The sequence below is a fragment of the Brotomerdimonas butyrica genome, assembly GCF_025567305.1.
GTDB lineage: Bacteria > Bacillota > Clostridia > Peptostreptococcales > Anaerovoracaceae > Lentihominibacter > Lentihominibacter butyricus.
Map to the genome: position 1 here is coordinate 1 of NZ_JAOQJP010000010.1, position 15,837 is coordinate 15,837.

Sequence of the window (15,837 nt, forward strand, 5' to 3'; positions counted from 1 at the left end):
GAAACATTCGGATATTTAACTCCTGACGAGTTCTACAGGCAGGGGAAAAACGAGGTTTGATACTCTACTTTTATGGGTGCACCTCAGTGTTTACCAAAAAGTCGATCCGATGGCATTGATTTTGGTATTTTTCTTATGGAAAGGCTCATTTTTCTTTTGATCTTTGCTAAAAAGGAGCAGCTTGGATTTGATTCTTGGTCAACAGGCTCGTTGAAAAGGCTCGTTTTACAGGAAAAATGCTAAAATGAAAAGTTCTGATGTGAAGTTTTGGTAATGGCAGCTGCTGTTGAACATGTCAAAGAAGCCTTTGCTTAGAGAGAATCAAGGATATATAGTAGAGGGCCATTGGATATATTTATCGTTTGAGTGCATTTTTCACCTGTACTGATGCCTGGAAAATGATTTCTTTTTCTTTCACAGTGCAGTCTTCTATGAGATCTCTGAAGTCTTTGTCGAATGCTTCATAGCTTGCTTCGATATTATCGTGCAGCAGGCTGTCGACCGTCGTGTGCAGAGCGTTCGCTATCTGTATCAGAGAAGGCAGGCTCACTTTGGTTTTGCCGCTTTCTATATGGCTCATATGAGATGTGGACAGATCACTCATTTCAGCAAGCTTTTCCTGAGTGATTTTTTGTCTTTTCCTAGCCTGTTTTATTCGATTGCCAATCGCCTTGTAATCCGGCTCGAATCCTGATCCCATAAGAACTCCTTCAAATAAATGAACTGTGTAAACATATTTTTGCAAAAGATCTGATAAAAAGATGCTCTAATTTTAATATTAAAAGCCGGGATTTATAATAGGGTGTACACACATAAATATTTATTTTTGTGTATATGGTAAAAATAACTTAAATACTCCAGGAATATCGTTAGACATTTGAATAAAAGACCAACGATAATGTGAGTCAGTAAATGGTAAAAATATAAATAATTAATACGGTACACCCCTGTATTTTTTTAGATGATGAGTACAGGCTGATAGTCGGTACGGTTGCAGGCGAAGCCAAAAGCAAATTTCAGCATTCATAATTCGACAAACGTTACATTTAAAATGAATACATTTACATAATGTACAATACAATGACAATTATATTGAAATGCTTAAATCCACAGCGTATAATTATTTATATGAACAAAAACATATAGAAATGTGCACACAGTACAATACTTAAAACGAATGTAATCATATGCTTATGCTGTTTTAAATAATTTTGGTGTTTACATTTTAGCAAACCAAACTTTTGAGATTAAAGTTTGATTACTAATTGCAGCCTGTAAATAAAAAGTAACAGGTTTAGGAAATGTGAAAAAGTTCAAGAAACGAGAAGCAGGGAGAGGCTGATTTATGCGTAAAATTTTAATTTGTTTGATGTCATTGATATTATGGGTTACTAGTTGCAGTTTTTGCTTTGGATTAGAAAATTCGAATGAAAAGTCAATTAGTTCTCCTAAAATAGTAGCTGTATTATATGATGATTCATCAAGTATGCATATAAAAAACAATCCAAGTTGGGCATATGCAAATTATGCAATGCAGACTTTTACAGGATTATTGAATCGAAATGATACACTGTTGCTTACATATATGAGCTCTTCTGATTCTGTTTTAAAAAGCAATGCAGATGGAGTCTTGTCATTATTTTCTTCTGACCGACAGGATACTGTTGATAAAATCAGAGGAAAAACAGAAAGTGGGGACGTGACTCCATTTGATGGGATTGATACTGTAGGAAATGCTTTAGCATCGACTGCAACCAATGATCCTAACACACAGTACTGGATGGTAATTTTGACCGATGGCGCATTTGAAAAAAAGCCTGGAGATACGAACACGGAAACGAGTTCTGCTGAGATTCAGGAAAAACTGGCGGAGTATCAGAAGAAAAAAATGCCAAATGGATCTAATATGAAGATCATTTACATGGCTATTGGAGATAAAGCGGTATTGCCGACAGAAACTCAGAACCTTATTGTAAAACATTCGAGCACAGTAGATATTGTAAATACATTGTCAGAAATCGCAGATCAGGTATCTGGAAGGTATCGGTTGCAAGACAGCGATTTTAAAATTAAAGAAGGAAATAAAATTGAGATTTCATCAAGTGTACCACTATTGAATATTCGAGTACTTACACAGAATACGGATGCTCAAGTCAAAAGCGTCAGTATAAAAGATGGGGAAAACTTAGAAAATTCAACAGTGCACATTGCAAGTCCTGACAATGTGAGCGGAAGAACAAAAGGACAAACATTATACGGAAATATAAGTACGATTACGTCTAAAGGAAACTATATTGAAGATGGAAAATATGAAATTACATTCGACAATACAATCAAAAAAGAAGATGTAGTTATTCTTTATGAAGCAGCGTTGGAGACAAAAATGACGATTACTCGAAATGGGAAAACCATCACGAATCCCAAGGTATTGAGGGAAGGTGATCTTCTCGATATTTCCTGTAAAGTCGTTAAAATGGGAACGAATAAAAGTATTGATTTAAAAAAATTGCCGGAAGGTATGTATCAGGGATTTTCATTAAACATTGATGAAAGTGGGCAGAATGTTGTTAATACTGAAGAATTTACATATAAGAATTATAAAGTAACAAAAAATGACACGACAATCACAGCTACAGCCAACCTTCAGGGCTTTGCACCGCTTACTAAAAGTGTTCAATTTGCCCCAAAGAGTCCTGTTGTTTATGATATCAAAGCACAGGACGGTGACTTGCAGTTATCATTGGGAAAGATTCGCAATTGCAAAGAGAGCTGCAACTTTATCGTTACAGGTGATGGACAACCTCTTTCAAAATCAGAGATAGAGACTCTCATTGATGATGATTCTATTCGGATCACACATGGCGGTGAGGAGACTGGGATTGCATATGATTATTCTATCGGTAAAAATGGTGTGATAAAGGTTACGCCTACAACATCCTGGCTGAATCACGCAGTTTTAGGTACCTTTACTATTCCAAGGGGGCAGTACGATGTTAAAGTTTCTTTGAATAAAAAGTTATCTGCAGAAGATCACTTCCAGGTAAACTTCTATAGTTCAAGGGAAATTTTATGGCGAATCATATTGCTGATTTTATTTCTTATTGCGCTACGTCTGACTGTATTTACGAAGCATTTTCCTTCTGGAAAATTAGAGCGGTATGAATACCGGATTGACAGCAGTGGAAAGCCTAATATACCGACTCGTGTGAAAGGGCCTATAAAGATAGGGTATTTTACGGATTTCTTTGGTCCTTTATATCGGACGGGTCCGCGGAAAAAGACTTTTGATAAGGACCGAAAAATAGTTCTTACCGCGAAAGGGCAGAGGCGGTTTGATTTAGACGTAAAGACAGAATTCAATACAGGTGCGGAAACTATTACACCAGATACTGCTCATAAATTGCTGGAGCGATATATGCGTCTGAAGGCAATGAAGGCTGCCCCGGGCCTTCTGAGCAAGAAAGATCCTACAGTAGTTAAGATGAAAAAGGATAAAGAAACATTTGTGGATCAAAGTATAGGAACGACGAAATTAGTTGAAAACTATAAATTCAAATAAGTGAAAGGATGTTTAATTATGGCAAATAAGATACCAACATTAATTATTGGAATTGGTGGAATGGGCTGCAATATTGTAGCAGAAACATTTAAATCCTTAGATGCAGAAGATAAAGAAACCATTGCTACAGTGTGTATGGATACCGATGCAAATGATCTGAAACGATATCAGGAACTTGGTGTTGATGCAGTTATTCAAACCAGTACAAATGATGTAGTGGGGGATATTTTAGCGAAACCTGAGAACAAGGGAATGACGGAATGGTTTCAGACGAATCCGTTATTGAATGAAAAAAGTATGCTGGAAGGCGCAGGGCAAATTCGACAATCCTCCAGACTGGCAATGCTCTCCTGTATAAATGCGAATAAATTCGGCGCATTGGAGCAGGCAATTGATAAATTAAATCGAGCGGGGACGTTATATCCGCAGAGTATGAAAACCTTTATCGTCGGATCCATTGCTGGAGGAACTGGTGCGGGAATGATGGTACAGTTGCCGTTTTATCTGAGGAAGCTTATTGGGGAGCAGACTGGGAAAAAGCATATTTTAATACGTGGATTATTCTTAACTCCCGATGTATGTGAAAGTGTTCAGGGATATAATCCGATAAAAATCGCATCCATTTATTCGAATGCGTATGCTTGTATCAAGGAGATTAATGCATGCAATGAAAATGCCTTTAGCAAGGCTTCTGATATTCCGATCGATATAGAATACTATGAAAAAGGACGGGCTGCGGATGGTGTAAAAACTAATATGATACCTTATGATTTCATCTTTTTGATTGGAAGAAATAATTTGAATGGCGGAATTTTGGGAAATGGTTATCTTACCAATTACTTTGATATGGCCAAGAATATTCTGAGAGCACAGCTGACACAGATTGGAGCCAGATTGTTTTCAGCGGAGGATAATCTTATCTTAGGCCATATTGATGCTCATGGAATGGATCGATATTGTGGTGCAGGTGCAGTGGAAGTTCGTTATCCATTGGATGCAATCAGTAAATATTGTGCATTGAGATGGGCAAAGGATATTATTCAAAATCAATGGGAAAAATTGGATCGTGTATATCTGGATAAAAAGCAGGCTGATAAAGAACAGCAGGTGAAAGATCCTTTTCATATTCCAGCGGATGAAGCTACAAGTTACGTTTCAACTTTTGAAGATCTGGCAAATCCAGAGACACAGAATCGCTTTTTTTCTCAGTTAAATGCTGAACTGAGTCTTGGATATGATATCAAAGAAATGAATGAGGATGGTTTTGAACGAAACATTTCATATAACAAGATACAGAAAGCGATAGATGCAATTGATCAGTTTATTGAGCAGTCTGCTAATACAGAAGCTATCACAAATGCGAAACTGGATTGTTATCATATGAATGCAGATAGCATCATTAATGCAGAAAATGGTGCTGTTATTTCCTATGAACTGGAAAAGGTGGAGAACTATAAGAAATTGATCATGATGAATCGATCAACTATTTATGCGGCATCAGAAAGAATTCTTTCCGTATCGCCGCGGATCAAGGGACACGCAGATGATCGTGATGCAGATCGTGATTATAATATCTTTAATTTAATAAAAGGATTACATCCGATTACAGCTCGATATGCTTTGTACAAAATCAAAAAAGAACTGCTTAATAAGCTGGAACGAGTATCTCCGGATTTATTTGAAACATCTCGCGGATTAAATCTTTTGCTTGAAAAAGATTTTGATGATGAGATGCCTGGTGTACAAACAGCAGAAGTGGTATATTTACAGCTTCGAAGAGAAACAGAAACAAATTTATTCCAGAAAGCAAAGGCTGCCTTTAAAAATAACAAAAATGAACTGGAGGAATTTGCGGATAAATTTATGCGGACTGTGCAGGAGCAAATCGATGTTTTAGAGCGTTATAATGTAGCAAATTACAGGGTGCGGGTATATCAGAGCCTTCTTGAAAAGATTGATGAATTGTTATTTACCTATAAAACATTCTTTGAATCTTTAAATAAAGTGGAGGATGAAATAAAGGAGAAGGTAATGATGCAAGAGGAAATGCATAAGTCTCAGGATAAGGGGATTCGTTATGTTTTTGCAGCTCCGATTTATAAAAAAGTTGCATATGAAATGGTTAAAAAATCAACTGATTTTAATGAGAATACGTTATCCGAAGATACCAAAATGCAGTTCACAGAAGATTTGTATGAGTTATTTGTGGATTTCTATTCTCAGAGCAGAGCTGTGTCTGCACAGGAAAAGGTACAATTGAAATCAGATATTATAGAAGCTAATGCTCCGCAGTTATTTAAAGAGTCGATTCAGAAAAGCCTGGAACATGAGATGAAATCAAATGCTGGGAAAATTTTGGATATCGGAGTATTGAGAGGGCTGGAGTATGAAATTCTGTATCAGCAGATCTCTGATCACAAAGATACTAAAAAACGTAAAGATACTAAAAATCGTGATGTAGATCCTGGTATGCTTAATCGTTTTATGCGTGGTATTGATACGTACTCTGAACAGGATATTAAAACGGACTTTGAAATTGAAATCATGAAAGTCATTGATAGAGCAGCGCCGTTTATTCGATTAGAAAATAATCCAAGAGAACAGTTGTTGTACTGGGGGGTCAATCCGGGTATCGTGCCAGTGGATGCAAATGGAGAACCAGATCGAGCAAGGATACAGGCTCGATTAGATGCAGGCTCTTTCAAAAGTACAGGAGTAATTGCGGATAGGGATTTTACTCGCAATGAATTGATTTGCTGCCGTTCTGTTTATGCAGCCAAAGTAGAAGAACTTACGCTTTTCAATAAAAACAGCGCTGCCAGAAAATATTATGACTATATCGTTGATCAGGCCATCAATGCACATGATGGAAGTGTTTTAACGCCGCATTTAGATAAACGCTGGTATAAAGAAGCGTATTTACCGGCTATTGACCCAAAGGAAGAGGCAGAAGAACGGGATGCCAGATATTTAGCGTTTGTGTTCTTGTTGCTTCTGGATCATACAGTGGAGCTGACAGAGTATGATGGGGTAAAACGATGGACTTACATAAATGATCTAATTCCATACAACATTAAGTTGGACGAGGACAATGCTCCAGGAAACTTAAAGGGCTTGTTACGAAGCATGAGTTATAATGCACAAATCAAGCGGGATATTATGGAGCGTGTCAGCAAAATTGAACAGAAAGAAATGGAAAACAGTTCTATTATCGAAGATGAGATTTTGAAGCATGAGATTATTCAGAAGTTTGTGGATATCGGTGATATTGCAAGTGAAGGGAATCCGGATATTCACACCATATTTGACTTTATAGTGATTTACTCAAATATCTTGAGTAAAGATAAGTCTCAGGAAATGAGGGAGGCTGTTAGAAGATATCTTCACAGATATGCTGACAAAATGGGAAATCGCCAGGAGCAGAGAGATAAACTTTACAAAGATATCGTTAGATATATTTTCGATAATTCAAATGATATCACGAGGGCAAATGCTGAAATCAAAGGCATTTTGCCGAACAAATCCCATTAACTGATGCAGTAGGAAGCAGGAGGGTATAAATGCATTCGTTTTTTATCAATATAGGAAATGCAGTAGACATGTCATTTTTTAAAATGTTTTTTTATGAAAAAGAAACAAAAGGACGGTTATCTATTTTGGAGGTCGATTGCATAGAAAACCTTTCCGATGAAATTCTCAACTTAAGGAAAATGATTCAACGAGAATCCATTGATTTAGCGGGAAGTGAAATTATCTTATGTGTGCCTAAAGATTGGGCACACATAGGATTTGAACAATGCTCAGATTTATATGTACGCCTGTGTGTATATTCGGCATTGAAGGAATTTATTCGTAAAAAGATATCATCTGTGCAGATTTTCAGTTTGAAGCGGGTTACCGATAATCCAGAAACTGCTTTTGAAAGCGAAAACAGTTTTCTATGGGAGCATGGTTATACTCGCAATATACAGGTGAAAACATTTCCTGAAAAAGTGCTGTTGGAGTCAAACCAGTTAGAACAATGTAAAATGGGCTCATTACTGTACGATGAAATATTTGCATCCAATATGGAAACTCAATTTTTGAAATGGCAAGAAAATAAAAAAGACGGCTCCTTGATAGAATTTTATGAAGAATCTTTTGGGCGGTTTAAAGCTGACTGTTTGGAAAACCCTGCTATAGAAACATATGAGCTGGAGGTGGATGTTCAAAATCGGAAAGCGTACACCAAGAGGATGTTAAAGTTTGTATCGTATTTGACAAGAGATCATTCACAAGAAGACCACAGCCCTCTGGATCGTAGATTTCAAGAATTTTGTAATTCGTTTGAGGAAAAATCTCTGGCACAAAAAATATTGAGATACCAAAAGAAATTACAAGAGAGTAAGCGAACCCTGGATCAGATGCAGCAAAGTAGCGAAGTACATTTAGAGGCGGTTAGAAGAGATGCAGTTACTGCCCTAGGAGATGAGACTTCAAAGAAATGGCAGTTTGATATTGATACATTTATAGAGGATGTGCTGAATTTACCAGAAGAATCAGAATGGGATGAAGAATATATTTTGGTTTTGAAAAAATTGGATTATTTTGATTCCAAACTGCAAAGTTATGGTGAAGCTGTTAAGAAAGAGTTTCATCAGCCGATTTCGCCAATGATCGAAAAGCAAGCTGCATACGACTATGCAAATTTGGAGCAGGCGGAATATGATTTGGATATAAAAAGTGAAGAGGCTGCGGAGAATATGCGTAATATTGGAATTCATAATAATGAGTCTTATCGTGCAAAACTTGAAATTGTAAATAAGATCTGTGCTATGAAAATTAAAATTAAGAAGATGAAGGAAAATTATCAGCATATATCTATGAAAGAGTTCTTGAAAGTTTGGGGGGCTTGTATGATGGCCGTTTGTATTCCATACAGTATTTCACAGATGTACATTTTTTCGGGACTGTTTAAAGGTAATTATTTTCCCGTTGTTTGTTTGATGATATTTGCAGTAAGTTTTTTTTCTGCAAAATTGATATTAACGGCTATTGCTAAATACAGCCTGTCAAAGGCTTATGATGATTTGCGGGATGAAGTAGAAAATTATGTGCAAAATTTGGAGAGTAGAAAACAGGATTTTACAAATTGTGTAAATGGCATGATAGAACTGGAAAATATAGAGAGAGCCAGACTTGCTCTTGATCTGGAAAAGAGAAGTCGTCAGGAATTTCGTGAACAAAAGGAATTTCATAAACAGGAAATATCAGATCACCTTAATGCTACGAATTATTTCAAAGAACTTATGACATTGGAATCCAACTATGCTTTGGGAGTTCGGTCTGAATATACATATGGACGTCCTTTAGAGCTGGGGAAAAGTGTAAAGGCAAATGAAATATACTGGATGGAAAGATAAGTAGAGGAACAATTGGTATGGTGTTGTATTTATTCTTAGTTGGAATATTGATGCTTGCGATTACAGGCACAATTATTCAGATAAGTAGATTTAATTTCAAAAAAGCAGAACGATATAAACAGCTTCCGTATGTAATATTTTCTATGATATACAGTGTTGTAATGGCATTTACATTTTCATTGCTGCTAATGATCATAGATCCATTTTTATCGTTAAAGTGGATAACCAATATCGTTTTAGCTGGTGTACCTGCAAAGAGTTATGGCGCTGCTTTTATGCTGCTTATCGTATTGCTGAGCAATGCAGTTTTTCTCTGGTTAGAAACTCTGGTTTTGAATATTGCGGAGAGATGTTCCAGAAACGGCATCAGTTATAGTTCATTTTTCTTAACAAGGAAGGCTGAGGATATCAGTAATTATTTTTATGAGTTTCATGATGATGCTGGTGAGATATATTTAAAAAAAGAAAGAATTGCAATGGTACAATGGCTGAATTATATTCGAAAAGCCATTCTTATGTTATTTTTTGCTATGATTATTGCAGCTTTTGTCTGCATTTATATTCCCGCAGTGATAAAAGGAGCCACGTTGCTAAAACTTTTAAAGAGCTTTTTTATTCTGATAATGGCAAGCTATATCGTTGTGACAGAGGCCTTTTACTATTTAGATGGATTCACAAAGAATGAACAAGCAACATCCTTTGAAAGTGATGATGTATCCTCTACCAGGGTAGGACGGTATGATAGCTTATTAAAACTTTATGTTGAAAAATTTGGAAGTGCAATTTTAAACAAAGACGATTACTGGCTGGAAAAGAGTCAGATTGAGAATGGGTTGTTTAATGACACTGCAGAGCAGATGGATCGAAGTAAAAACCGATCTGCTTTTGAGACTGTTATTAATTTTGCCAAAATAAGCAGGAGGATGCTTAACAGTAGTTACACGGAGGCAATTCTGAATTTAACAGAAGGAAGAAGCATCGCAGTTGGTGACTCGATTTTTGGAGAATTTAAAGCATATTTGACTGCATACTTAAATTATTTTCTGTCTTCTGGAGCAAAGGCTGTTATTATTACAGGAAGTAAAAAGAGGGAAGATAAGATTGCGAACAGTTTACTTCATGAGTTTAAGAAAGTAAATGATATTAACTCGATATGGAGAATTGGTACGTATGAACAGTACTGTAGAAATAATGGATATGATAAAGGCATAGATCTTCTTGTTTGTACAAGCGATGATCTGATTAAGATTGATGAAAACTTCTTTACAATGAATATTGGCTGTTTGGTTGTGGATGATCCTGAATGTACATACACGTCCTCGGCAGTATCTAAAAAATTAATACATAATAAAATTGGTGAAATTTCGAGAGTAAGAAAATTGCAGTATATATTCCTGTGCAATAATATAACGCGAAATTTAGAAGAAAATATAGAGACTACGATTGGAGAAAATATAAGTTCGTATCGAAATTTAATATCGGAAAAACGCACTTGTGTAATCCTTTGGAAAAAAGAACCGCAGGAAAAGTTACAGTATAAATTAGGAATAAAGGGATCATATATTGGAGCGGAGTATCCCATTGCTTTACTCGCTGCTAAAATGGGAGTATCTTCCATTGATGTGTGGTGTGATGAAGAAACTCCATACGTTACGTATTCAGAAGCGACTAATGATAATTTAGACTATTTGAAGTTGAATTTATTTCAAGATGCTTCTATTAATTTGAATACCATCGTGCATGTAAATGATATCAGCAGTTACGAGGAGAGTGGTCTTAAATTTCAAATTGTTTTTGATGAGCATTACAATTTGATAGCATTAGTGGAGAATTGGCTGAAATATGGTGGCAGCAGTGAAAGCATGATTCATGTAATCTCTAAACCATATATGTTACGTGACTATTTGGCGACAAATTTTTCCAAATTGATTATGAAGCCATCGGATATAAAACGTATTATGCCGAGTAATGGATGTGACGTGGCAAAGCAGTGTGTAATCCTCTTATTAAATTTATATGAAAGCAAGCATGGAAAAAAAAGCAGTGATATTATAAAAATGTGTGATGTATTTTATGGCAGAAGCTTTGGTGAAAATTCGATAGAAGAATGTCTGATTGAAATGCTTTATACCGTGTTGCCCGAAAAGAAAGTTTATTCGATTTATGATCATTTTACATTCGTAAAGTGTGAAGAGTTCGATAAAATTGCTGGACAGTGGAAATTTAATGGATATTATAATGTTAAATTAATTGATAAGGATATTTACATTAATATACATAAAAAGTATAATTTCCTGAAATTAAGATTTAGTGGATCAGGCCAATGGAAAACAACAGGTATACATAAAGAAGATGTTTATAATTACTATTTACCGGGGCAGATCCATTGCTTTGATGGTGAATTATATAGAATCAATCAAATAGCTGCAGATCAAGTGGAGGTAATGAAAACGGCTCCGAAAGATGTTCCTGAATATAGCAGCATAGCAACATATCAGGTTTTAAAATTCCAGGAGAAGCTTTTATATACAAATCACAATAAATATTCGGTATCGAGGATAAAAGCTGACTTTGATAAAACGATTTCGGGATATTATGAGTTTACAGATGGAATCGTATTTGGCATAAATAATGAATCTCAAATTGAGTCTTATTCGGAGATATTTTTGCCGAAGAGTTTGAGAGTGGAACGCCGAGATAAATATGGAATTAAATTAGAAATGGATATTCCTTGTGAAAATCCTGTTCGTGCGGAATTTTTGATTGTTGTTATGTTTAATGAAATCATAAAAACTTTATATCCCGGTAACTATAAGGATTTGATTGTTTGTAGTGCAGATACGGAGTTATACCGAAAAACGATTTCAAAGATTTCAGCTGAAGAACAGGCTCTTATTGGATTTGTGCCCGTTCTTGACTTCGTAACAGAGGTTTCATCGGTTAGAAAACCTACAATCTATGTTCTGGAGCAATCGTATCAGAGCAAGGAGATTTTGGCAGGATTGGAAGTAAAAGATCATATACAAAATATCTTTGACATTATGTATGAATATCTGGAATGGGAGTTGGCAAAAGACGGTCAAGAGGGAGCTTATTTGAAATATGGATTTGATTCATATCCACAGATCTTTGATACAGATGCAGTTATAACTTATTTAGGGGAAGTTAAGACTAGCAGAAAGTCAGTAGAAAGTGCAGATGGAATTATTTCACAGGAGTTAATGGATGGGGCAGAACGGTGTCCGTATTGCGGAAGGAAAATCTTTGCAGAACATGTAGAGACTACTGATGGAAAATATATGTGTGAACATTGTGCAAAACAAATTGTTGTACAAATGAACGAGGTGAATGATCTTTATCATACTGCGAAAAAGCTAATAGAGAAGCATTATAGAGTAAAGCTGCCGAAGATCCGTGGATTTAAATTTAAAGGAAGAGATGAAATTGTAAAAGCGGCGGGTGATTCTGCTGCATGTGGGTTCTATGATCTTAAAAAATCTGAAATCTGGGTGGAAAAGTATGCACCAAGAGTTTATATGATGTCAGTAATTATTCATGAGCTGACACATAGCTGGCAGAAACAGCATTTAGATATGGAACGCTGTTCTCTAGAACTTTTGGAGGGACATGCAACTTATGTGGAATTAGAAATGCTTCATGCTCTGGCAGAAGATTCTTATGCAAGAAACACTCTCGAAAAATTACCATATATTAACAATACGGAGGATAATCCGTATTATCAGGGATATCTGCTGCTGAAAAACGAGATGAAACAATATCCGAATAAAAACATTTTTCAAGTCGTGAAACTGTTAGAAGAGAGTGTAATACAATCGGTGAGTGCGGATGAATAATATCGGAAAAAAAGTAATTTCTGTCGTAGTTGCTATAGTAATTCTATTAATGCTTTGTGCTGGAATACATTTTGGTGTTACAGGAACTACAGAGGCAAGAATCAATAAAATCACACATAAGCATGATGGCGAAAATTATTATAATGGGATTGGAGGACGTGCGTCGGTAGAAGAAGAATTGGATTACATGATTCTGAAGTATACTGGGAACTTGCCGGATCCGGATCGCGGTATAGTTGACAGTGATACTGAGATGGATCCGAATCCGTCTGAGGTGGATGAAGATATTGGCGAAGATCTGGATAAATTGAAACAAGTTTTAGCCGATGAACTGAAATCTGTTCCAACAGGTATCGTTTTTCACGCATCAGATAAAATTACTGAGCAGCAGGTTTTTGACATTCTATCGGAAAATGCGGCTTATGCAAATGGCTATGATGGTATTTTATTAAAAAGTTTTCGATGCAGGAAAACTGCAATTGAAGATGGAAATGCAGAATTTCAATTACAAATCAATTATCAGAGAAATGTTGAAGAAGTGAAACAAATTAAAGCAAAGGTGGTTAAAGAAACTGATGCTGTTATGGACAAGTTAAAATTGGATGGTATGTCTGATTATGAAAAAGTAAAAGCAATTAATACATATCTGTGTGATACAGTGGAATATCCCGCACAGGAGCCTTATTCAGATGTAAGCCATACGGCGTATGGATCATTTGTAGAGCATTCAGCGGTATGTGATGGATACGCACGTGCAGCAGATATATTGTGTGAAGAAGCTGGTGTGAATTGTCAAATCGTTATAGGTGAAGTTCGTAACGGAGGTGGACATGCCTGGAATTTAGTTCAGTTAGATGGCCAATGGTATCAATGGGACGTTTGCTGGAATGATGGAGGAAGCAGTAGAAGAGAGTATTTTTTAGTCACGGATGCATTTATGGAAAAATCCAGGACATGGGATAAAACGGAGTTCCCGAAGTCTGCAACCCACTCATATTCCTATAATTAAAAGGACAGGAAAGTAATGATAAGAAAGATGCAGAGCTATTAAAGGATAGAAGAAGTGCAGAAACTTAAGAAGCATTAGGAAAGGCAATTAAAGGTATATCATATGGTACTTATATTTTTCGGAGTAGCAATAGTAATTTTATTGGTTACCATTTTATTAACAGTTAAAGAACGATTAAATGGGCAACGCATTATCAAGGTTTTGCTGGTAGGGTGTTCTTTGATGGTTGGCGTGCTGATTTTTCCGGCATATTGTATGGGCTATGGCGAAGCTGGCAGGGGAGATGCGTTGAGTAGCGGGATTTTCTCGTTCTTATATGTATTGAGAACTTTAGCAGGGCGTCAGCCATTAGGTATTACAGTGGATTATATACAGGATTACATGTATGTAAAATGGCTGTTATATGTACTATTTATTGCAGGGCCAGTCATTACAGCTGGATTTATAATCTCTTTTTTTGGAAGTTTCGTAGAAAATATCCGATTTCGTATGATGAGAAAAGCAGAAATACATGTTTTTTCGCAGTTAAATGAAGCTTCACTGTTATTGGCGGAGAGTATAAATGATAATAAATGTGGTTATGTATTCTGTAATTATAGCGGAAAGATTTCAGATTTAGATGAAAAAATCAGAAAGCGAATCAGGCAGATAAAAGGAGTGATTTTAAAAGGCACGGAAACAGAATTAAAGTTTCATTTAGATGTTCAGAAGATACATGTATATGAAATTGCAGAGAGCAGAACTGCTAACGAAAAGAATGCCTTGGCTTTCATGGAAAGATATAAAAAGGATCTACAGAAGAAGAGTGTCGAGGTTGCTGTTTTTGCTTCAGGTTCTACAACAGAAGTCATGTTCAATTCTGTTGAGAAAAAAAATTGCAGAATTCGCATTATTGATGAAGTGAAATATACCTGTTATAGCTTGCTGTTTGACTTTCCATTATATCATAATATCAACCGCAATAAGGTTTCTGTCCTGGTTGTGGGAGCCGGCACTACAGGAAAGGAAATGATAAAGGCAGTCAGCTGGTGTGGACAGATGCTGGATGCAGATCTTAAAATATCTGTAGTTGATCTGGATGCGGAACGAGCCAAAATGCAATTGTTAAAAGAATGTCCGGAAATATTTCTGGAAAACAAAATAGGCTTTTATCAGGCAGATGTTACAAGAAATGAGTTTAAAGAAGTCTTGGATCAGTATTGCAGGGATGCTACTTATATAGTGATAGCCTTGAAAGAGGATGATCTGAATATTGATACAGCAACTTATTTGAAAATGTATTATGAAGCGGTTGACTTTAGTAAAAAAGATATGCCTATGATTCATCTTAGGGTGAGGGATACTGTTAAAAATGAGCGAATTATGAGAGTTTACCAACAGGATGATTTTCACATAAATGCATTTGGAAGTATTGAAAAAGTATTTAGCCATAAGAATTTGATTCATTCTAATTTAGAAAAGATGGCGCTTGCTTCCCACTTTGCATACTACCAAGTGCTTGATAAATTGAAACATCAGGATGATCCGAGGATAAAGGCAGACATACAATATGCTAGAGATTCTTATAATTCGGAGGAGTATAATCAGAGATCATCTTTTGCTTCTGCATTGCACATTATATATAAAATGCATGATTGTGGTGTAGCTATTTCGTCAGGAACTCTTTTAAAAAGGGAGCATATCAAGCAATTGCGTGAAAAATTACAAGACTCCGGTTTACGAGACAGACTCGCACAGTTGGAACACAGAAGATGGAATGCTTTTATGCGATCAGAAGGATATAGTAAAGCTTCTATAGATGCTGTAGAACAGTATTTCAAATATACGAAAAAACCAAGTAATAAAGAGGCAAAATTGCACCCGGCTATCGTATCTTGGGAAGAACTGGATTTTGTGAGTTGTGAAGTGTCTAGAATTGAAAATAAGTCAGAAGATTATAAGGCTGTGGATTATTTCTTTATTGATCATATGTGTGAAATTTTAGAAGCAGCAATGGAAGAATAGGAGCGATAT

At 36.0% G+C, this 15,837-nt stretch carries 7 protein-coding genes; 6 read left to right on the forward strand and 1 reads right to left on the reverse strand.

The window, feature by feature from the left end:
- Positions 1-355: 355 nt before the first annotated feature.
- On the reverse strand, positions 356-700 hold the full coding sequence (locus OCV59_RS07930) for a helix-turn-helix domain-containing protein (RefSeq protein WP_147593956.1): 345 nt from the start codon (positions 698-700) through the stop codon (positions 356-358).
- 645 nt (positions 701-1,345) lie between these two features.
- On the opposite strand from OCV59_RS07930, the gene OCV59_RS07935 reads away from it, so the two are divergent.
- The 6 genes from OCV59_RS07935 to OCV59_RS07960 all read left to right on the forward strand — a co-directional run bounded on the left by OCV59_RS07935 (position 1,346) and on the right by OCV59_RS07960 (position 15,828).
- A complete protein-coding gene (locus OCV59_RS07935; protein ID WP_147593957.1) occupies positions 1,346-3,559 on the forward strand; it encodes a hypothetical protein in 2,214 nt (737 codons plus the stop codon).
- Positions 3,560-3,577: 18 nt separating this feature from the next.
- Complete coding sequence (locus OCV59_RS07940; protein ID WP_147593958.1) at positions 3,578-7,090, forward strand: tubulin-like doman-containing protein; 3,513 nt, start codon at positions 3,578-3,580, stop codon at positions 7,088-7,090.
- A 29-nt stretch (positions 7,091-7,119) separates the two neighbouring features.
- Complete coding sequence (locus tag OCV59_RS07945; protein WP_147593959.1) at positions 7,120-8,961, forward strand: hypothetical protein; 1,842 nt, start codon at positions 7,120-7,122, stop codon at positions 8,959-8,961.
- 17 nt (positions 8,962-8,978) lie between these two features.
- The gene (locus OCV59_RS07950; RefSeq protein ID WP_147593960.1) at positions 8,979-12,815 is read left to right on the forward strand and encodes an MATE family efflux transporter; all 3,837 of its coding nucleotides are present in this window, start codon (positions 8,979-8,981) and stop codon (positions 12,813-12,815) included.
- Positions 12,808-13,824, forward strand: a complete 1,017-nt coding sequence (locus OCV59_RS07955; protein ID WP_147593961.1) for a transglutaminase domain-containing protein — start codon at positions 12,808-12,810, stop codon at positions 13,822-13,824. Before OCV59_RS07950 ends, OCV59_RS07955 begins: the two co-directional genes overlap by 8 nt.
- A gap of 102 nt (positions 13,825-13,926) precedes the next feature.
- Positions 13,927-15,828 carry a Rossmann-fold NAD(P)-binding domain-containing protein gene (locus OCV59_RS07960; RefSeq protein WP_147593962.1) on the forward strand — a complete coding sequence of 634 codons (1,902 nt, stop codon included), beginning with the start codon at positions 13,927-13,929 and terminating at the stop codon, positions 15,826-15,828.
- Positions 15,829-15,837: the final 9 nt, after the last annotated feature.

Coding starts and splice junctions, on each gene's coding strand:
- OCV59_RS07935 (WP_147593957.1), top strand. CDS start 1,346: ATGCGTAAAATTTTAATTTGTTTGATGTCATTGATATTATGGGTTACT.
- OCV59_RS07940 (WP_147593958.1), top strand. CDS start 3,578: ATGGCAAATAAGATACCAACATTAATTATTGGAATTGGTGGAATGGGC.
- OCV59_RS07945 (WP_147593959.1), top strand. CDS start 7,120: ATGCATTCGTTTTTTATCAATATAGGAAATGCAGTAGACATGTCATTT.
- OCV59_RS07960 (WP_147593962.1), top strand. CDS start 13,927: ATGGTACTTATATTTTTCGGAGTAGCAATAGTAATTTTATTGGTTACC.
- OCV59_RS07930 (WP_147593956.1), bottom strand. CDS start 700: ATGGGATCAGGATTCGAGCCGGATTACAAGGCGATTGGCAATCGAATA.
- OCV59_RS07950 (WP_147593960.1), top strand. CDS start 8,979: ATGGTGTTGTATTTATTCTTAGTTGGAATATTGATGCTTGCGATTACA.
- OCV59_RS07955 (WP_147593961.1), top strand. CDS start 12,808: ATGAATAATATCGGAAAAAAAGTAATTTCTGTCGTAGTTGCTATAGTA.